Genomic DNA, 19,179 nt, shown 5'->3' on the forward strand with positions numbered 1-19,179 from the left:
CGATGCCCCAGAACGCAGCCATCGTCGGCGGCGGCACGACCGAGTGGGGCGCACGCGACGCGACCTGGAAAGACCTCGCGCAGGAGGCCGGCAAGGCGACCTTCGACGACGTCGACGGTCTCGAACCGGACGACGTCGAAGGGCTGTTCGTCGGTGCCGTCCAGCCCGAGCGATTCGCGTTCCAGAGCCACGTCGCCCCGCTCACCGCGGAACTGCTGGGTATCAACGCCAACAAGATGATCGCGCGGACGGAGCTGGCGTGCGCCAGCGGGCAGGTCGCGCTCCGATACGCGTGGCTCGCAATCGCCGCGGGGCAACTGGACGTCGCGCTCGTGCTCGGCGTCGAGAAGATGAACCTCGGAAAGGAGTACATGCCCGAGATGCAGTCGAACATGACGAACGTCCTCGACAGGGAGTTCGACGGCGTCAACGGACTCAACGGGCCGTCTCACTTCGCGCAGTTCGCACAGCGACACATGCACGAACACGGGACGACGCGCGAACAGCTCGCGATGGTGAGCGTCAAGAACAAAAACCACGCCGCCGAGACCGACTTCGCGCAGTACAGAAAGAAGGTCGACGTCGACGACGTGCTCGATTCGTACCCGATTGCGCCCCCGTTGAGCCTGCTCGACTGCAGTGGGATTACCGACGGCGCGACCGGACTCCTGCTCGTCAGCGAGGAGAAGGCCGACGAAATCGGGGCCGAGACTCCTGCGTACATCACCGGGAGCGGCCAGTCCTGTATGGCGGGGAACTCCATCAACAACCTCCCGTCGATGACGACGTGGCCGCAGGCCCGCGAGGCCTCCCAAGAGGCCTACGAACAGGCCGGCATCGACAACCCGCTTCGGGACATCGACGTCGCGGAAGTCCACGACTGCTTTTCGATTAGCGAGATAATCGAGTACGAACAACTCGGCTTCTGCGAGCCCGGAGAGGGCGGGCAGTTCGTCGAAGACGGGCGGAGCCAACTCGACGGCGACGTCGCGGTCAACCCCCGCGGCGGACTGCTCGGCTGTGGACACCCGCTCGGTGCGACCGGCGTCTCGCAGGCACTGGAGATCTACCGCCAGTTCGCCGGCACGGTGCCGTCCGCCCGCGCCGTCGCGGGTGACCCGGAGACGGGGCTGATTCACAACCTCAGCGGGAGCGGCTCGGTGCACAGCGTCATGACCCTCGGGAGGGACCCACAATGAGCGACCACTCATCGAACGACGAGAACGTACTGCCAGACGGCGGCGAACTGCCGCGGGAGACCGTCTCGATTCCGACCGAGATCGAACTGCCGCGGCTCCTCGACTTCTACGAGTTACAGGACGCCGAACACACGCAGATTCACGAGTTCTACGAGAACCTCCGAGACGACCGGTTCACGACCACGGAGTGTCAGGAGTGCGGCGAGCTACACTTCCCGCCGCGTATCGTCTGTCCCGAGTGCACGAGCGATGACCTCAAATACGTCGACCTCCCGCACGAAGGTGAGATGTACTCCTTTACCGAGGTGCGCGGAACGTCCGCAATCGGGATGAACGAGGACACGCCGTTCGTCGCCGGCGTCGTCGACCTCGGTCCGATTCGACTCTCGGCGCGGGTCGACGACGCGTCGTACGAGGACCTCGAAATCGGGAGCGAGGTCCGGCTCAAAATCGTCGAGATAGACGGCCCGACCGACCAAGACCGGGTCTTCTATCGGTTCACGCCCGTATAGGGCGTCGAGCCTCCCGGTCGTCGGTCGAGGCAACGACGATTGGAGGAACGGTACGCCACCGATTGGGAACGAGTGTGGCGGTGTTCGAAGACGTTTCTGACGGGGATTTCGACTCGGGCCATCCCCCCGCGAGTTCCGCGAGTTCGAACTACGTGCGGTCGACGAAACCGACGACAGCGTCGGCAATCTCCTCGGGGGCGTCTTCCTGAAGATAGTGACCGGCGTCGGAAACCCAGACGTCGGGCTGGCGACTGGCCGTGGGAAGCAGTTCGCGGAGGTCGTCCCGCGCGTGGCGAGTAATCGGGTCGCCGTCAGAAAAGAGGACGAACACCGGTTTCCGCCACTCACTCAGGGTGTCGCGTGCGGCGGTGGTCAGCGCCGAGCCGTCACCGCCCCCGCGACGCGGGACGTGGTCCGGCCACGCGTAGGCTCCCGCCTTCTCGGACTCGCTTCGATAGGGGGCGTCGTACGCGGTCGCCTCGGCGTCCGAGAGACCGCGGTTCGTGCCGTTCCGAACGAGCCGTCCGACGTCGAGTTCGTCGGTCGATTCGACGAACTCGTGAAAGCGGTGCCACTCCGGAGCCATGGTCTGGTCACCCGAGGGGAGGTCGGTGTTCATCGGAACGAGCCGGGCGAAGCGGTCGGGGTGATTCGCCGCGGCGGTCAATCCGAGCGCCCCGCCCCAGTCCTGACAGAGGAGGGTGACGTCGGTGAGGTCGAGCGCTTCGAGAAACCTCACGAGCGCGTCGTAGTGGAGTCGAAAGCTGTACTCGTTGCGTTCGGTGTACTTGTCCGACCGGCCGAAGCCGATGGCGTCCGGGACGACCACCCGCCCGCGGTCCGCGAGACGGTCGACCAGCCCTCGGTACAGATACCCCCACGTCGGCTCGCCGTGGAGACAGAGAAACGTTTCCGGGCCGTCACCAGCGACGTCAACGTAGGCCATCTCGGGCTCGCCGACGGAGACGCGCCGGACGGGGTAGTCGTACCCCTGGAGGTCGTCGAACCGGGCTTCCGGCGTCGAGACGAGCGGCACGTCAGTTCACGCCTCGTTCCTCCTCCTGCCAGTGCTCCTGTCGAAGCTCGAACTTCTGAATCTTCCCCGTCGACGTCTCCGGAAGCGCGTCTCTGAACTCCACGACGGTCGGGCACTTGTAGTGTGCCAGCCGTTCGCGACAGAACTCGATGAGGTTCGCTTCGGTCAGGTCCGACCCCTCGCGCGTGACGACGAGCGCCTTCGGCGTCTCGCCCCACTTCTCGTGCGGAACCGCGATGACCGCGGCGCGCGACACGTCCGGGTGGTCGTAGATGGTGTCCTGCACTTCGATGCTGGAGATGTTCTCGCCGCCGGAGATGATGATGTCTTTCTTCCGGTCGACGATCGTAATCATGCGGTTTTCGTCCATCGTCGCGATGTCGCCGGTGTGGAACCAGCCCTCGACGCGGTCGTTGAACGCCTCGTCGGTGGCTTCGGGCTTGTTCCAGTACCGGTCCAGCACCTGGTTGCCGCGAACGACGACTTCTCCCTTCGTCTGGTCGTCGAGCGGGACGTCTTGGCCGTCTGTATCGACGACCCGAATGTCGGTGTTGAGCGTGGCGAAACCGGGCTTGTTGATGATGCTGTATTTGTCGCCCTTCGCAATCTTGCGTTTCGAGTTGCTGGTCGTGATGATGGGGCCCGTCTCCGTGGCACCGTAGGCGTGGATGATACGCCAGCCGAGTTCGTCTTCCGTTCGTCGAATCGTCTTTTTCGGCGGGGGGCTCGCCGCGGTCTCCACGCGGACGGGGAGGTCGCCGCGCGTGGGCACGTCGGCGTCTTCGTAGTACTCCAACAGCATGTTGAGTACGGTCGGTGCCCCACCGAGAAACGAGACGTCGTGTTCTTCGATTCGTTCGAAGACCGTCGCGGGGTCGAAGTCGCGGAGGATGACGTGCGTCCCGCCGATGCCGGTCAGCCCGTAGATGTGACCCCAGCCGTTGATGTGGAACATCGGCGAGGTCCACAGCATCGTATCGCTGTCTTCGAGTTCCGTGTGGTGGGCGTGGATGAGCGCGTGATAGTGCTGTATCCGGTGTGTGTGAACGACGCCTTTCGGGTCCCCCGTCGTGCCGCTCGTGTAGAGAATCGTCGCGTCGTCGTCCTCGTGGAGGTCCGGGGTCGGGGGCTGTTCGGGCGATGCCTCGTCGAGAACCGTCTCGTAGTCGTGCCACTCGCCTTCGACGCTGTCGGCGTCGTACGCCACCCACTCTTCGACGCTGGTGTCGCCTCCCTCCTTCAGATGTTGGAGTTTCTCGGTGAAGTCGTAATCGGCGATGAGGACGGTCGGCTCGCAGTCGTTGACGAGGTAGTCGTACTCCTCGGGCTGGAGTCGGAAGTTCAACGGGACGTACAGCGCCCCCAACTGCATCGACGCGTAGAGCGTCTCGATGAAGTAGTGCGAATTCGGCGAGAGGAGAGCGACGCGGTCGCCTTTCTCGACGCCCCACTCCCGAAGCGCGTTCGAGAGGCGGTCGATGCGCTCACCGAGTTCGGCGTACGTGAACTCGGTGCCGTTGTCGGCGACCACACCGACCTCGTCCCCGTATAGTTTGACAGCCCGTTCCAAGAAGTCCGTAGTGAGTAGTGGTTTTTGCATATGTCTAGTGCGCACCGATTGCGAGTTCGTACGCGGTCGACGCGGCGTCGAGAGAGCCGTAGCCCGCGGACGTCCGAATTCGTGTGTGCTATCTCTTGTTACGCCTGTAGGTAGTAATTCTACACAATTTAAATTAATCTTCCGGTTGTTGTTACCAGTGTGTCCCATGTGGCGAGCGAAACCGCTCGCCGACGCGGTGGTCTCGCCGGCTGGGTCCGCGATGTGAGCGTCGGTCAGTCTTCGTCGGGAGCGCTGAGTCGGGAGCCGGCAACGAACAGCTCTTCCGGGGGGTGCGGGCGGTTACGCTCGTAGGCGTCGTGGTACTCCATGAGTTGGAACAGGGCCCCGGTCGGGTTCCGAGGCGAGACGAACGCTTCGGACCACTCGTCGCGGCGCTCGTAATCGACGACGGAGAACCCGTTCGCCTCCATCGCTTCGATGACGGCCTCGATGTCCGCGACTTCCAAGGTCACGTGGTGGAGGCCCGGACCATTGACGTCGAGATACTGCGTGAGAAACGAGTCCGCTCCGATCGGTTCAATCAGTTCGATACGAGAGCCGTCCCCGAGTCGGTAGTACGCCCACCGGAACTGGTCGTCGACCGTATCGTCGAGCAGTTTCTGACAGCCGAGCGCTACGAGGACCGGTTCCGCGTCTCGGACCGATTCGACGGCGATGCCCACGTGTTCGACGTGTATCGGTATGTTATGATGCTTCACATGATAGGTAGTCACACGCGTCAGGTAAAATCTCTCCGGTCAGTCGAACGCCCGATATAACTAACGATGTCAGAAAACAGTCGAAGAATACTTACCACTATATTCTAAATTTGAGATAATGGCTTACGAATTGATCGAGTCGCACGACGAGATTCGAGAGCGTGTGCGCGCATTCGGCGAAGAAGCGATTGCACCTGTCGCACGGGAGTACGACCGAACCGCCGAGTACCCGGATGACATCATCGCCGAGGCGGCCGAATCGGGACTCGTCGGGGCGAACGTCCCCTCGGAGTACGGCGGGCTCGACCTCGACCCACTGGAGATGGCGATTTACACAGAGGAACTCTGGCGGGCAGACCCCGGAATCGGACTGGCGATTCAGGCGCGAAGCTTCGGCTCGACGCTCCTGTTGGACCAAGCCGACGAACGGCTGTGCGAAACGTGGCTCCCGCGGATAACCGCCGGCGAAGTCGGGACGTGCATGGCGCTCACCGAACCGGACTACGGCTCGGACATGGCGGGTATTCAAACCCGTGCCGAGCACGACGGCGACGAGTGGACGCTCACCGGGAAGAAAAAGTGGATTACCGGCGCGTCCGTCGCCGACGTCGCAATTATCATCGCTCGGACGACCCGAGACGCCGAGCACCGGGGGCTGACCGCGTTCCTCGTGCCGACGGACCGTGACGGGTTCGAGGCGACGCCCATCACCGGCAAGTTGGGGATTCGTGCGGCGGACGTCGCGGGAATCGAGCTCGACGACGTCCGGATTCCGAAGGAGAACGTCGTCGGAGAAGTCGACCGGGGGTTCTATCACCTGCTCGAATTCTTCGAGACCGAACGCGTCAACGTGGCCGCACAGGCGGTCGGAGTCGCGCAGGCGGCGCTCGATGCGGCGACCGACTACGCGAACTCGCGCACGCAAGGTGAGAAGCCGATCAAGGAGTATCAAGCCATCCAACACAAGGTCGCGGAGATGGGCTCTGCGGTCGAGGCCGCTCGGTCGCTGACGTATCGCGCCGCCTCCGCGGGCGACCGCGGGGACGACGACGCGATGAAGCTCGCGAGCATGGCGAAGCAGTTCGCCAGCGAACGGGCCGCCGAGGTCGCTGACGAAGCCGTTCAGGTACACGGCGGACCGGGATACGTCGAGGACAACCTGGTCGAGAAGTACTACCGTGACGCCCGTATCACGAAGATATACGAGGGGACGAACGAGATACAGAAGAACATTATCGCTCGCGAACTCCTCTGAGGGGAGCGCCACCGTACTCACGGCCGCCCCGCATTCCACCGTTCCACCGTCACGCCGTCGACGAGGACTGTGGGAAGTGGTTTGCTCCGACCGATAGCTTCGCATAGGCTGTTCTCGATGCCTGCATCTTTCCCTGCTGAGCCGTAACTCCGCGAACCGAGTATGTATACAATTTCGTATACAATCGCGGAAACAGATACGTTCGAGCAGAGATATTACAAACTTAATTCCGTAACGGTTCGAGACAGTAACGAACGAACACGATGGTTCATATTGAATGGTTATATACTGTATACAGTACTGTATATCCGATCGGGTCGGGACGCGGAGCCGTCAGTCATGGAGGCAGTCGAAACCCCCGGGTACCAGCGCCTGACGACCGACTGTGCTATCGGATCAGGGCACCGACGAACTCCGCGCCGCCATCGAGCGACAGAGGCAGGGACGCAGAGGGACAACCACGCAGACGACACTACAGGTGTCGGTAGTTGACGATTATCTCTTCGGCCGTTTCCTTTAGCTTTTGTAAGATTGCGTCTCGGTCGTCTCGGTTCTGAAGCGTGGAGGTCAGGGTAGCAACCGAAATCGTCCCTAAAAAGCCCTCGTCGCCCGAAATCGGCCGTGCGGCGGTCCCGACGCCGCGTGCTTGCTCGTCCCAGTCGACGGCGTACCCCTGCTCCCGAATCCGCCGTAGCTCGGATTCTAACTCCGGTCTTTCGGTCAGCGTCTCGTCAGTCATCGCGTGGAGGCCGCGCGATTCGAGTACCTCGTCTCGTCGTTCCGGCCCCATCTCCGCGAGCATGATTTTTCCCGCGGCGTGCGTATGCAGCGGTAACCGTAAGCCGGAGTACGTCCGAATATCGATGGACGAGATGTCGCCGTTGCGGTGGAGCACGACCCACTCACCGGCCTCTTCGATTCCGATGAACGCCGGCTCTCGTATCTCCGAGACGAGCTTTCTCAGCGGGACTTTCGACGCTCGAAAGAGCGGCTCACGGTACTTCAATCGGTTCCCGATGCCGAGGATGCGGTAACTGAGATAGTATTCGCCGCTGTCCTTTCGAGCGTAGCCCGCTTCGGCCAGCGTAGAGAGATACCCATACGCGGTCGGCCGTGTCACGTCGAGCTGTTCGGCTAACTTCGTCGGCCCTATTCCCTCTTCTTGTTCGAGAATCTCTAAGACCTCTAATGCGGTGAGGACTGTCTTGAGAGTTTTCGCGCACATGTATCGCTTCGATACACCGGAGGTACAAAACGTTTGCATATATCTAAAGCGATGACGGTCCCCACGAGAAATTCGACGCGGCTACAGTAGGTGAGCGCCGCGAATCCGGGACGAATCCTCGCGGATGCGAAACCGATACACCAGCGATAGCTGAACTCCTGTTTGTTAATGTTTAACGAAGTGGGTCGCTCCCGACCTCATATATTACAACATTAGAGTTGTAATATTTGATGGGGAGTGTCGGAAAGCCGAACCTCCGGACGCAACTCCGATTGAAGTTTCAGGTTCGTCGATGCACTAGGTGGCCATTCGTTAACATATATTTAACACTCGGTGCCAGATTTGATGGTGTTACCCGGCCTGCCCTCTGGACCTCGGCTTTCACTTATCGCCGACCCGTCGAATCAGTCGGACGGAGAACTGTGAGGTATGTTCGTCTGTCCATACTCATTTCCGCAATCAAATATCATTATTTTGACGAGTAACGGAAATCTTTAGTTGTGTCAAATTATGGTGCTACTTGGTGTCATGAACAATGGCCACAAATAGCAGTGAATGGTTTCGCAAAACGAAGAACCGGCTCGGTATCGCACTCGTACTGTACGTTGCACTCCTGATCTATGCGGTACCGACGGTAGGCGTCCCGATGTTTGAATTGGAGGTGTTCACCGGAATCAATCTCTGGTTCGTGCTGGGGTGGATGTCGATGCCCGGATTGGCAGCGACCGGGCTCGTTTATTCGTTCGTCATCGCAGAGGGTACCGCCGATGTCTAACCACGTCATCCTCGGCGTCACGATACTCTACGTCGCGGGCATGATCGGAATCGGGCTGTACTATCGAGGTCGGGCGGGTGACCAGTCCGGCTTCCTCGTCGCGGGTCGGTCTATCGGTGCGACCGTCGGCGGCGGGGCCCTCGCCGTCACGTATATGAGTACGGCGTCGTTGCTCGGCGTCGTCTCAAACAGCTACATGGTCGGCGTTGGCTGGATGATATTCGCAGGCGTCGGCGTCACACTCGGGTTCCTCGTCGCGATGTTGTACGTTGGGCCGAAACTGCGAGACGTTCGAAGCGAGACGCTACCCGAGTACTTCGGGACGGCGTTCGGCGGTCGGTCGCGGACGCTTTCGTCCGCAATCATCGTCGTGGTGATGGTGGTCTACTTGGTCGCTCAGGTACGGGGCGGTGCCCTCGTCGCCGAGAGCGTGCTCGGCTTTTCGTACACCGAGTCGGTGCTTCTCATCACGGCGGCGTTCGTCCTGTACACGTTCTTCGGCGGGATGTACGCCATCACCGTCACGAGCTTTTTGCAGGCGGTTATTCTGATCGTCGGGGTGACGCTCGTCGCGGCCTTCGGGATCGGTAACGTCGGCGGATGGAGCGTCTTCCTTACCGACATCAGTCAAAACGCCGGCCACTACTTCACGCCGGGCGGCCGAATCGGTATCGGGTTCGGTCTGAGTTTCGGGGCGATGGTGTTCCTCGGGGTTCTGGCGTCGCCGCACGTCATCTTCCGGTTTTTCGCGTCGAAAGACGGGGTCGTCGCGAGACACTCCTCGGCGGTCGCCGCGCTGTTCACTGCCGCTTTCTACTCCATCATTCTCATCCCCCCTGCGCTCGCAATTCTCTTGGTCCCGGGGCTGAACAACCCCGACGCGGCGTACATCGCGCTCGTCCGCGAGGTGTTCGCACAGAACCCCATCATCGTCGGCCTCATTCTCGCCTCTATCCTCTCCGCGGCGATGTCCTCGGCCGACGCGATGCTGATGAACGCGACTTCGTCGCTCGTGTACGACCTGGGGGAACACGTCATCGATATCGAAAACACCGACCACGTGACGTTGTATCTCCGCGTCGTGACGGTCGGCGTCGGGGCAGTTGCCGCGCTAATCACGATTACCGAACCCGGGCTCATCCTGACGGTGATGATTGCGGGGATGAGCCTGTTCGTCGGAGCGTTCACTGCTCCGGTCCTCTTGAGCGCGTCGATGGACCACATCTCCGATTGGACAGCGGCGTCAGCGATGGTCTGCGGCTTCGCCGCAGTCGTCATCTCCCACCCGGTGACGCCCGGGATTCAACTGGCACACGACCCCGCCGCGGGTGTCTTCGGGGCGCTCGTAAGTACCGTCGTGTTCTTGGGCACCCACTACGCCAGTTCCTCGTCGGGAACCCAGGAGGGAACGTCTGCATAGGGGAGTGAACCCGTTCGAGCCGCCTCCGCAGTGCCAACTACCAACGGCGGTTCGAGTCGCCAGCGTCCCGCAGATGCGGTGGGGAACGCCGGGAGTATTATGACCGCTCGTTCGCATCTGTCGGTATGGAGTGTTCTCACGGGTACGTCCGCGTGGATTACGACGACGAGATCGCCACAATCGTCATCGACGGCGAACGGCGTACGAACGCGATTGACCTGCCGCTCGCCGTGGACTTCAGAGAGGCCGTTCGGTGGGTCGAACAGTCCGACGCGCGGGCCGCGGTCGTGCGTGGTGCGGGCGGAACCTACTGTGCCGGCGGTGATTTGACCCAGTCTCCCGAGCAGTTCATCGAAGCGGTAGACACGAGTCTGGACGCGATTGTTCAGATGTACGAGTCGGGAACGCCGTACATCGCGGCTATCGAACGCGTCGCCGTCGGCGGCGGGCTCGAAATTGCAGTCGCCTGCGACCTCCGCGTCGCCGACGCGGACGCGACTCTCAAGCTCCCCGAAGCCTCGCTCGGTATCATCCCGCCGGCCGGGGCCGCCCGCCTGCTCGTCCAGCACGTCGGCCTCAGCCGTGCGCGTGACCTGCTTTTGACCGGCAGATCGATTTCGGGGGCGACGGCCGCCGACTGGGGACTGATTACGCGAACCACCGACGACCCCGAATCGGTGGTCGAAACGGCGCAGTCGCTCGCCCGAACGATTGCCGAACAACCACCGGCGGCGCTCTCGGCGCTGAACAAAGCTATCAACGCGGCGTTCCCGCAACCCATCAGCAGTGCCAAGTGGGACCTGGAACTCGCGAAGCCGCTCATACAGAGCGAAGAGTTCACCGACCGAAAGCGGGGGTTCCTCGACCAGTGAGCCACCCCGGGGGCCGTCGAATTCGACTTCACCCCGAATTGTGACAACTTTCTGTTAGAAAGGTTTTTCCACCCGAGATTCGTCTTGTCTATCTGGATAATCATGACAGATACGGGTTCGGAAGCGGTGTATGCGGAGATCGAACTGAGGGACTGGGACGAGGTTCGTACGCTCCAAGAAGAGCGCCTCCTCGACCAAGTCGAGTACCTCGCGACGGAGTCGGAGTACTACCGCGAACAGTTCGACGAGTGGGGTATCGACCCCGACGATGTCCAGTCGATGGACGATTTCGCGGACATCCCCTTTACCGTGAAAGAAGACGAGCGACGGAATCAGGTCGACCCGTCTATCGACCAGCCGCTCGGTCCGCATCAGGCCGCGGACCGCGCCGAGCTGGCGCGGGTCATGTCCTCTTCGGGAACGACCGGCGAGCCGACGTTCTTCGGCCTCACGAGCGATGACTACGACGCGTGGATCGAGATGGCCGCCCGGTCGGTGTACGCGGCGGGGGCTCGACCCGATGACGTATTCCTGCACGCAATCGGCCGAACGATGGTCCCCGGCGGACTCCCGTACGTCGAGGCGTTGCAAGAGATCGGTGCGACCGTCGTTCCCGCGGGAGACGGCTCGACCGAGCGAATCCTCAAAACGGCGGACAAACTCAACGTCGACGGGCTGTTTTCGACCGCGTCGCACTTTCAGTATCTCATCGAGCGCGCCCCGGAAGTGACCGACCGAACGGTCGGAGAACTGCCCGTCACCAAACTCATCGGCGGGGGCGAGCCGGGAATCGCTAACCCGGACGTCAGAAGCCAACTCCACGAGGCGTACGACGCCGACCGCGTCAGCGAGGTCATGGGAATCGGCGATATCGCGGCCGCGCTGTCTGGGGAGTGTACGGTCGAAAACGGGATGCATTTCGTCGGCCAGGAGTACGTGTACCTGGAACTCATCGACGTCGAAACGGGCGAGCCCATCGACCTCGAACCCGGTGCGGAAGGCGAGGTCGTGTACACGCCGCTCGGTCGCGAGGCGACGCCGCTTCTCAGATTCCGCTCCGGCGACTACGCACGCATCATCGATATGGGGTGTGAGTGCGGACGGACGTCCCCGCGGTTCCAGATTATCGGTCGCGCGGACGACATGCTCATCTACAAGGCGCAAAACATCTACCCCGCCGGAATCCGCGAGGTCGTCGGCGAAATCGAGGGAGCGTCGCCGAAGATGAAGGTCGTCCTCCCCCACGAGGGGAAGGTCCAGTTCGACGAGCCGATTCCGATAGAGGTCGCCCGCTCTCCCGACACCGAACGACCCGAGGACGAACTCGTGGACGATATCGCGACCTCGGTCAGAGAGCAACTGAACGTTCGCGTCGACCCGACGGTCCTCCCGAGCGAAGAGATAGAACTCTCGGAGTACAAGACCGACCTCGTCCGCGTCGCAGACGACTGACTTTCGGGACCGCAGGCCCGTCGGAACTCGTCGCTCGCACCCGACACCCGAGAGGCAACGATGGTTCGAAGGCGGGGCGAGACGCCCGCATATTTTATAAGGGTCGATTGATACAGAACAGTACGAATGACGAACCTTCTCGACGGAAACGTGTATATCGTCGCCGGTGGCGGCGGCGACCTCGGCCGCGCCACCGCAGAGGAGCTGGCCGCGAACGGTGCGACAGTCGTCGTCACCGACCTCGGAACGTCGCTCGCGGGCGAGGGCACCGCGGAAGAGCCCGCCGCGACGACCGCCGAAGAGATCGAAGCCGCCGGCGGCGAGGCGATGGTGCACTTCGGCGACATAACCAGTCTGGAGTACACGGAGACCCTCATCGAGGACACCCTCGAAGCGTACGGACGAATCGACGGAGCGATCAACTACGCCGGCATCCTCCGCGACTCGTATCTCACGAACATGACGGGCGAGGAGTGGGACGCCGTGATTCACGTTCATCTGCGTGGCCACTTCTCACTCCTTCGGAACCTCGCTCACCACTGGCGCAACCGCGACGAGGAGACCGCGGGCGGCCTCTCGTCGGAGCGGTCGTTCGTGAGCGTCACGAGTCCGTCGGCGCTCGGGAACGTCGGACAGGCGAACTACGGAGCGGCGAAGGCGGGCATCCTCGGACTCACGCGGACAGCGGCACAGGAACTCGCCACGTCGAACGTCAGAGTGAACGCCCTGTTGCCCATCGCGTACACGCGGATGACCGAAGGTCTCCTCGACGACGAGTCGAAGTCGGCGGAGAAAATCGCGCCGGTCGTCGCCGCGCTGATGAGCGACGACGCGGCCGGTATCACCGGCCGGACGATACGTGCCGTCGGTGACTCCGTCAGCGTCCTCTCGGAGCCCGAAATCGAGCGGACCGCGATAAACGAAAACGGCTGGACGGCCGACCGCCTCACGTCGGTATTTCACGACGAACTGGGGCTCGGTGACTCACGGTAACCGTCGGTTGAAATACCACGTTCGGAGTGGGCTGGAATCGAGCATTTCGTCGGAATATCGACTCGAAATTGGCCTAGCTCCCGGGACTCGGTGGGCCACCCGGATTGTAGATTCTATATAGCATCATGCGATATATCTGTTTGCCGCCCCGTATTCCGCAGATGCTACTCAACCTCATTGTCCAGATGCGACAACGATGCACTAAATATAGTCAATTAGTCAAAATGTATCGCCTACAAGCCGAAACCGAGACGCACAGAATCACCACGGGGCGAGTTCCGCTCTTTCCGCCGGTCGGTCCCCAGTCAGATGCGCCAGTTCAGCGAGTACGAACTGTCGGTCATGGTCTCGTTCGTCTCGGTACCGTTCGTCATGGTCTCGTTCGTGGAGCTCGAAGCCGACCTCGTCTGTTCGGCCGGTGTGCCCGTGCCGGCCGTGACGGTTCCGCTCGTCAGTTCACTCAGCGGGGCCTGAATGGCATAGCTCGGCGTCTCGACCTGAATCGTGCTCTGCGCGTCGACCTGCACGAACTTCAGTTCGAGCGTGTACGTGCCGTCGGATTCGATTTCGGTCGCTTCGACCTGATCGGTCTGCGGATGGAACGCCCATGCCGTCTCGCCGGCGTCGAGTCGGTTGGTCTCGCCTTCGATGGTCCGAACCGTGTAGTCCCGGTTCGTATCGGACCCCGCAAGCGGGTAGTTGCGGTCGAGCCACGACTGGAAGCCTTCGTCGATGGCGTACACGTTCTCGAAGCCGGTCGAGAGCAGCATCGCCGCTCGGAGCGACGACAGGTGGTGCGGACAGTGGCAGTAGGTCACCACGCGGTCCGCCTCGTTCCAGTCGCTCGTGGGGTCGAGGGCACGGCCGTCCGGTGCAGGGCTGAGAACGGACCCGAAGATGTGAGAGACCTCGTATCCGGTCTCGCTGCGGGCGTCGACGAACCGCGCCTCCCCGCGCGCGTACCAGTAGTACGCGTCTTCGATGGGAACGAGCGGAACCTCAACGGTCACGCCTTGAACCTCTCGGGTGAGCGTGTCGTAAGCGCTCGTGTCGATAGACCGCTCTTCCGGTACGGTGTCGAACTCCGGCGGGTAACCGTCCGAGGGCTTGGAGTCGGTCGGCAAGTCATCGCCCTCGCGTGGCCCACGCATCTGGTTTTCCGGCGCGGCCGTGGTCGTCTGCGTCGTCTGCGTGGAGGCGGAGGTGGTCGTCCGGGTTGTGGTCGTCGTCTCGTCCGAAGACCCGCTCGAACAGCCCGCGAGTCCGGCAATCGTCGCTGCACCGGTCAACTGAAGGAACCGTCTGCGGCTCGACTGTCGTTCTGTCATCACCAGCCACTACTAATCATCAGATGTTTATTATATACAGAATAAGGGTCGAGCGTCCTCGATATCTCTGGTGAGCAGTTCGGAGGCTGCGAACCTATCGGACCACTAAATCACCGCTCACGCGGTCTGCTTGAGAAACCGTTGCTCCCAGCGGCGGCGTTTTTCGACCGCGTCGCGGCCCTTGTCAGTCAGCGAGTACTCGTTGGTCCGTCCGTTCTTGCTCCCCTTGTTGACGAGGTCTTTGTCGACGAGCTCGTTCAGGTTCGTGTACACGCGACCCGTGAGCAGGTCACGCCCCTGTGTCTTTTCGAGTTCGGTCTTTATCGTCTGCCCAGACGAGTCGCTCATTCCTCGCACAACGAACAGTAAATCGCGTTGAATCGCGGTTAATTCGTGTACGCACATAGGAGATGCCACGAGCGCACCCTATATGAACTTCGGAGATAGTTGTGACCCTAAAGAGACCCTAGAACGGGTGAAACGGTCGTTTCTCGGATTACACTCACCACAACGGACGTCGACCGTCCGAATAAACACATCACAACGGACGTCGACCGTCCGAATAAACACATCATAAGCCGAACCCGGTTCGGTCTCCCGAAGCGCGGTATCTCGCGGGTTCGGGCGACTGCGCCAGCACGCCGCGACTGCCGACCGCCGGACGCCGAGCGATGACGGCCCTCCTCGGCCGCGGCCAGTCGGGAGCCAACTCGCCGTCGAGCGGTTTCTTACTCATCCCATAGTAAGGAACCCCGCGGCCTACTTTCGGAGTATGTTTGGAACGAGCGGCGTTCGAGGCCCCGTCGGCGAAGGCGTTACGGCGGAACTGACGCTCAGTATCGGCCGTGCCCTCGGTAGCGAGGTCTCCGGGCGCGTCGTCGTCGGCCGCGACGCGCGCGAAAGCGGGACGATGCTCGAACACGCATTCGTCGCCGGACTCATGGAGTGCGGAGCCGACGTAATCCGACTCGGAACCCAACCGACGCCGTCTATCGCACGCGCCGTCGAGTGGTTCGACGCCGATGCCGGTGCCGTCATCACCGCGTCGCACAACCCGCCGACCGACAACGGCGTGAAGCTCTGGGACGCGTCCGGCCGGGCGTTCGGTTCGGACCGGCGCGCCGCCATCGAACGACGCATCGAAGACGAGGACTACGAGTTCGCCGCGTGGGACGGCGTGGGGGCCGAACACCACCGGAGCGTGGAGGACCGCCACCGCGACGCGCTCACATCGAGCGTCGACCTCGCGGACACCTGCTCCGTCGTCGTCGACATCGGAAACGGGACGGGGCGGCTCACGGCGGACGCGCTCTCCGACCTCGGGTGTCCGGTGTCGACGCTCAACGGCCAGCGCGACGGCCGGTTCCCCGCCCGTCCGAGCGAACCGACCGACGAGACGCTCCGGGGGCTCGAAGCCCACGTCGCCGCGACCGACGCGGACCTCGGTATCGCCCACGACGGGGACGCGGACCGGATGATGGCCGTCGACGGCGACGGGAACTTCGTCGACGGCGACACGCTTCTCGCCCTGTTCGGGCGCGAGGCCGCGTCCGAGGGCGACCGAATCGCGGTTCCGGTGAACACGAGCCTCGCCGTCGACGACGCGCTCGCGACCGTCGGTGCGGACGCGGTGCGGACGCGCGTTGGAGACGTGTTCGTCGCCGAGAAGTGCGCCGAACCCGGCGTCGTCTTCGGCGGCGAGCCCTCCGGCGCGTGGATTTGGGCCGACGAGACGCCGTGTCCAGACGGCCCGCTCGCGGCGTGTAAGCTCGTGGAGTTCGTCTCGCGGCGCGGCCCGCTGGCCGACCTCGTAGACGGCATCGACAGCTACCCGCTTCGCCGCGAGAGCGTCGAGACGACCGACAAAGCGGGCGTTCTCGACCGCGTCGAGAGCGCCGTCCGCGAGGAGTACGACGACGTCGACATCGACGACCGCGACGGCCTTCGCGTCGAGACCGACGAGGGGTGGTTCCTCATCCGGGCGAGCGGAACGCAACCGCTCGTTCGGGTCACCGCCGAGGCGCGAACCGAAACGGCGACCGACCGACTGTTCGACGAGGCGCTGACCCTCGTCGAGTCCTGCGCCGACACCGTCCCCGCTTGAATCGGGGAGTCTGCCCTTGTAGGGGTTGGGCTCCGCGCAGCCGTTCGAAAAGAAACAACTTTGACAGTTCTGGGAGAAGGAGAGCCGTGCCCTCCCCACCCACGACGCGGCGACGACTCCTCGCGACCGGCGGAACACTGCTCACAGCGGCGCTTGGCGGTTGTTCACAGGCCCTCTCGGATTCGGAGACCGACTCGCGGCAACTCGTCTTTTCGTTGTTCCCGTTCGATGGCTCGCTCCGCGAACGGTACGTCGTGGACCTGGCCGAGACGCGGCCCTCGTGGGACGAAGACGCGTTCAACACCACACTCGACGGCACGGAGTACACGACGCAGTATCGAACGCCGTTCCTCGCTCGGGGAGACGATACCCCGACCTACGCACGTCGGAACGGGACGTACTACCACCTCGATGCGCTCGTCGTCGGTGAGGAGACTGTCACCCACCCGGTTCTCCGATTGTTCGAAGTCGGCCGCGCTGACAAGCTCGAACACGTCCCGGACCACGTCGCACATTCGTCGCTCCCCGAGGTCGACCAACAGGCGGTACAGGTCGCGTTCTTCGCCGCTCGGGCACGAGGCAACACCGGTGGCGTTCCGAACGGACTGGTCCAACGCGACGGCTACGTGTACCGGGACGACGACGCAGCGGGGGCGAGCGACCTCATCGGCGAACGCGGCGCGTCTCACGTCGAATATCGGGACATTATCTACGAAGTCGAACTCACCCGAGAGACGTTTCACGAAGCGGTCTATCGGGCCGACGTCGACCCCGTCGCCGAGTCTGCGGCCGAAATCGAGACGATTCTGCAGGCGGCGGTCCTCGACGCGCGGGTGACGCGGGGGGAACTCTCGCAGGCGGAGCGCGAGGTTCTCCGGCAAGCGACGGCCGAGCCGTACCGTGAGTCACACCCGTACTCGACCGCCTTCGAATCGCTTCTGAAGAAGCTCGGCCACTGGGTGTATCTCGATGGCAACGTCGAGAAAGACGCTGACGTCGACCCAGACCTCGAACGTCGGTTCCTCCGGTACGATGACCGCTACTTCAGTTACACACTCAGGTTCACCACCGAATGATGCGACCGGAGAGCCCGTTCTCACGGCCGAACACGCAGTGAGTGGCGGCGCAGGGCGTTCAGTCAATCCCACCGAGTAGTGCGCGCTTGAACTTCGGGAGGGCGCATTCGCCTCGTGACCGGGTGACACACCGTAACGCGGCGAAGTTCGATACAGTCAATTTTTGCGATAGTATAAAAAAGCTGAATATGTGAAGGCTGTGACTTTCTCGAATCCATGACGTTCTGTGAAACGAACATAAATGGATACTCAATTCACCCGCCGAAACTTCCTCACCGCCACGGGCGGACTCGCGCTCCTCGGGACTATCGGAACTGGAAACGCCGAAGCCGCGTTCTCGCCGGGCGTCGTCGGAACCGCACCGTACCTCCCCGACAGACTCTACCCGACGATGGGCACCGACGACGACAACCCCACCCTCGTCGTCTACGTCAACTTCCTGTCGGACTCCTCGCAGTACTTCGTCCAGCACAACCTCGAAGACGTCGTCCGCGAGTACGTCCTCACCGGCGACCTCAATCTCGAACTCAGATTCCTCTCGTACAAGCCCGACGACCTCGACGCGTATCTCGTCGGCGACGACGAGGGCGAGGCCCGCGCCGCTCGCGCCGCTCACGGCGTCTGGGACGTCGAACCCGAGAACTTCTGGCAGTTCTTCGAGTTCATGTTCTGGAACTTCACCACGAAGACGTACACCCACGCTCGCCTGGAGTCCTACATGGACCTCGCCGGCGTCCGCAACATCACCAAAATCGCCAACCGAGCCTACGAGGACCGCTACGACAGTCTCGTTCGCTCGGCCACCGACGAGGCCGTCCGCTACGGCATTCCGGACGTGCCGCGCGTCCGACTCCTCCGCGACCACAAACACGGCAACTACTCCGACATCCTCGGCTGGACCCAGACCCGCCTCGACCGCGTCAACGCGGGGTCGGTCAGCACTCACTCGCTGCTGCCCGGAACGAATCACGAGACGCCCGTCCACGTCATCGACTCCGGTAAACCCGGCCCGACCGCGTTCGTCGTCGGCGGCGTCCACGGCGAAGAACCGCAGGGCTACCATGCGGCGGACTACATCAGACACCTCCGCCCGACCGGCGGCAAACTCGTCGTCGTCCCCTACGCGAACATGCCCGCGGTCAAAATCGGCGCGCGGTACACCGAAGACGGCGACCTGAATCGACAGTTCCCTACGGGGGCGAAACCCACGTCCCGGCTCGCCCGGGCGCTCTGGGACGAACTCGTCTCCCACGACCCCGACGTCGTCGTCGACCTCCACAGCTCCAGCGGCATCTACAAGTACGACGGGAAAGTCGGGCAGGCCGTCTTCCCGACCCGGGCGACCCCGATGAACGCGGTGAACGCCTGCGACTACGTCAACGAGCAGTACATCGACCGCTCGGCGTACCCGTCGCACTACGACTTCGACTGCGGCAACTCCCTCGACGGGTCTCGGCCGCTCTTTATCCACAAGGCGTACGGCGACCTGCACCTCCCCGGCTACCTCGTCGAGACGACCCGTAAGGGGACGACCCTCGAAGACGCCGTGACGTGGGAAGTCGCGGTCGCCCGCGACCTGCTGTGGCAGCACGGCGTCTATCACGGGTGAGCAC

At 62.7% G+C, this 19,179-nt stretch carries 17 protein-coding genes; 11 read left to right on the forward strand and 6 right to left on the reverse strand.

The annotated features are described in order from the left end of the window. Window positions 1-2 precede the first annotated feature (2 nt). Window positions 3-1,199 (forward strand): beta-ketoacyl synthase N-terminal-like domain-containing protein, encoded by a 1,197-nt coding sequence (locus FY251_RS06930; protein WP_148414059.1) that lies wholly within the window; start codon window positions 3-5, stop codon window positions 1,197-1,199. Further along, window positions 1,196-1,711, forward strand: a complete 516-nt coding sequence (locus FY251_RS06935) for a Zn-ribbon domain-containing OB-fold protein (RefSeq protein ID WP_148414060.1) — start codon at window positions 1,196-1,198, stop codon at window positions 1,709-1,711. The genes FY251_RS06930 and FY251_RS06935 overlap by 4 nt, the downstream gene beginning before the upstream one ends. A gap of 148 nt (window positions 1,712-1,859) precedes the next feature. Here the strand turns inward: FY251_RS06935 and FY251_RS06940 are convergent, their stop codons facing one another. The 3 genes from FY251_RS06940 to FY251_RS06950 form a co-directional block, all read right to left on the reverse strand. Further along, window positions 1,860-2,747, reverse strand: coding sequence for a haloalkane dehalogenase (locus FY251_RS06940; protein ID WP_148414061.1), 888 nt, complete (start codon window positions 2,745-2,747; stop codon window positions 1,860-1,862). A 1-nt stretch (window position 2,748) separates the two neighbouring features. Beyond that, window positions 2,749-4,347: a long-chain-fatty-acid--CoA ligase gene (locus FY251_RS06945; protein WP_148414062.1), complete on the reverse strand. Its 1,599-nt coding sequence runs from the start codon at window positions 4,345-4,347 to the stop codon at window positions 2,749-2,751. A gap of 233 nt (window positions 4,348-4,580) precedes the next feature. Beyond that, entirely contained in the window at window positions 4,581-5,066 is a 486-nt protein-coding gene (locus tag FY251_RS06950; RefSeq protein ID WP_148414063.1) for a VOC family protein, read from the reverse strand. A gap of 118 nt (window positions 5,067-5,184) precedes the next feature. Here FY251_RS06950 and FY251_RS06955 point away from each other — a divergent pair, with 118 nt between their 5' ends. Beyond that, on the forward strand, window positions 5,185-6,321 hold the full coding sequence (locus FY251_RS06955; protein WP_148414064.1) for an acyl-CoA dehydrogenase family protein: 1,137 nt from the start codon (window positions 5,185-5,187) through the stop codon (window positions 6,319-6,321). A gap of 472 nt (window positions 6,322-6,793) precedes the next feature. Here the strand turns inward: FY251_RS06955 and FY251_RS06960 are convergent, their stop codons facing one another. Beyond that, window positions 6,794-7,546, reverse strand: coding sequence for an IclR family transcriptional regulator (locus FY251_RS06960; protein WP_187367365.1), 753 nt, complete (start codon window positions 7,544-7,546; stop codon window positions 6,794-6,796). A 535-nt stretch (window positions 7,547-8,081) separates the two neighbouring features. Here FY251_RS06960 and FY251_RS06965 point away from each other — a divergent pair. The 5 genes from FY251_RS06965 (at window position 8,082) to FY251_RS06985 (ending at window position 13,058) form a co-directional block, all read left to right on the forward strand. After that, window positions 8,082-8,321: a hypothetical protein gene (locus tag FY251_RS06965; RefSeq protein WP_148414066.1), complete on the forward strand. Its 240-nt coding sequence runs from the start codon at window positions 8,082-8,084 to the stop codon at window positions 8,319-8,321. Then, on the forward strand, window positions 8,314-9,741 hold the full coding sequence (locus tag FY251_RS06970; RefSeq protein ID WP_148414067.1) for a sodium:solute symporter: 1,428 nt from the start codon (window positions 8,314-8,316) through the stop codon (window positions 9,739-9,741). The genes FY251_RS06965 and FY251_RS06970 overlap by 8 nt, the downstream gene beginning before the upstream one ends. 125 nt (window positions 9,742-9,866) lie before the next feature. Further along, complete coding sequence (locus FY251_RS06975) at window positions 9,867-10,613, forward strand: enoyl-CoA hydratase/isomerase family protein (RefSeq protein ID WP_148414068.1); 747 nt, start codon at window positions 9,867-9,869, stop codon at window positions 10,611-10,613. Between the two features lie 102 nt (window positions 10,614-10,715). Beyond that, the gene (locus FY251_RS06980) at window positions 10,716-12,065 is read left to right on the forward strand and encodes a phenylacetate--CoA ligase family protein (protein WP_148414069.1); all 1,350 of its coding nucleotides are present in this window, start codon (window positions 10,716-10,718) and stop codon (window positions 12,063-12,065) included. 126 nt (window positions 12,066-12,191) lie between these two features. Next, the gene (locus tag FY251_RS06985) at window positions 12,192-13,058 is read left to right on the forward strand and encodes an SDR family oxidoreductase (protein ID WP_148414070.1); all 867 of its coding nucleotides are present in this window, start codon (window positions 12,192-12,194) and stop codon (window positions 13,056-13,058) included. A 305-nt stretch (window positions 13,059-13,363) separates the two neighbouring features. Here the strand turns inward: FY251_RS06985 and FY251_RS06990 are convergent, their stop codons facing one another. Next, window positions 13,364-14,386 (reverse strand): rhodanese-like domain-containing protein, encoded by a 1,023-nt coding sequence (locus FY251_RS06990; RefSeq protein WP_148414071.1) that lies wholly within the window; start codon window positions 14,384-14,386, stop codon window positions 13,364-13,366. A gap of 117 nt (window positions 14,387-14,503) precedes the next feature. Then, window positions 14,504-14,734, reverse strand: coding sequence for a PadR family transcriptional regulator (locus tag FY251_RS06995; RefSeq protein WP_148414072.1), 231 nt, complete (start codon window positions 14,732-14,734; stop codon window positions 14,504-14,506). Window positions 14,735-15,158: 424 nt separating this feature from the next. Between FY251_RS06995 and glmM the strand changes: the two genes are divergently transcribed. From glmM to FY251_RS07010, 3 genes are all read left to right on the forward strand, one after another. Next, window positions 15,159-16,490: a phosphoglucosamine mutase gene (gene glmM, locus FY251_RS07000; protein ID WP_148414073.1), complete on the forward strand. Its 1,332-nt coding sequence runs from the start codon at window positions 15,159-15,161 to the stop codon at window positions 16,488-16,490. An 86-nt stretch (window positions 16,491-16,576) separates the two neighbouring features. Then, window positions 16,577-17,566 (forward strand): hypothetical protein, encoded by a 990-nt coding sequence (locus FY251_RS07005; protein WP_255516607.1) that lies wholly within the window; start codon window positions 16,577-16,579, stop codon window positions 17,564-17,566. A gap of 241 nt (window positions 17,567-17,807) precedes the next feature. Further along, the gene (locus FY251_RS07010; RefSeq protein WP_148414074.1) at window positions 17,808-19,175 is read left to right on the forward strand and encodes a succinylglutamate desuccinylase/aspartoacylase family protein; all 1,368 of its coding nucleotides are present in this window, start codon (window positions 17,808-17,810) and stop codon (window positions 19,173-19,175) included. Window positions 19,176-19,179 lie beyond the last annotated feature (4 nt).

Source organism: Haloferax sp. KTX1, from assembly GCF_902410085.1.
Classification (GTDB): Archaea; Halobacteriota; Halobacteria; order Halobacteriales; family Haloferacaceae; genus Haloferax; species Haloferax massiliensis.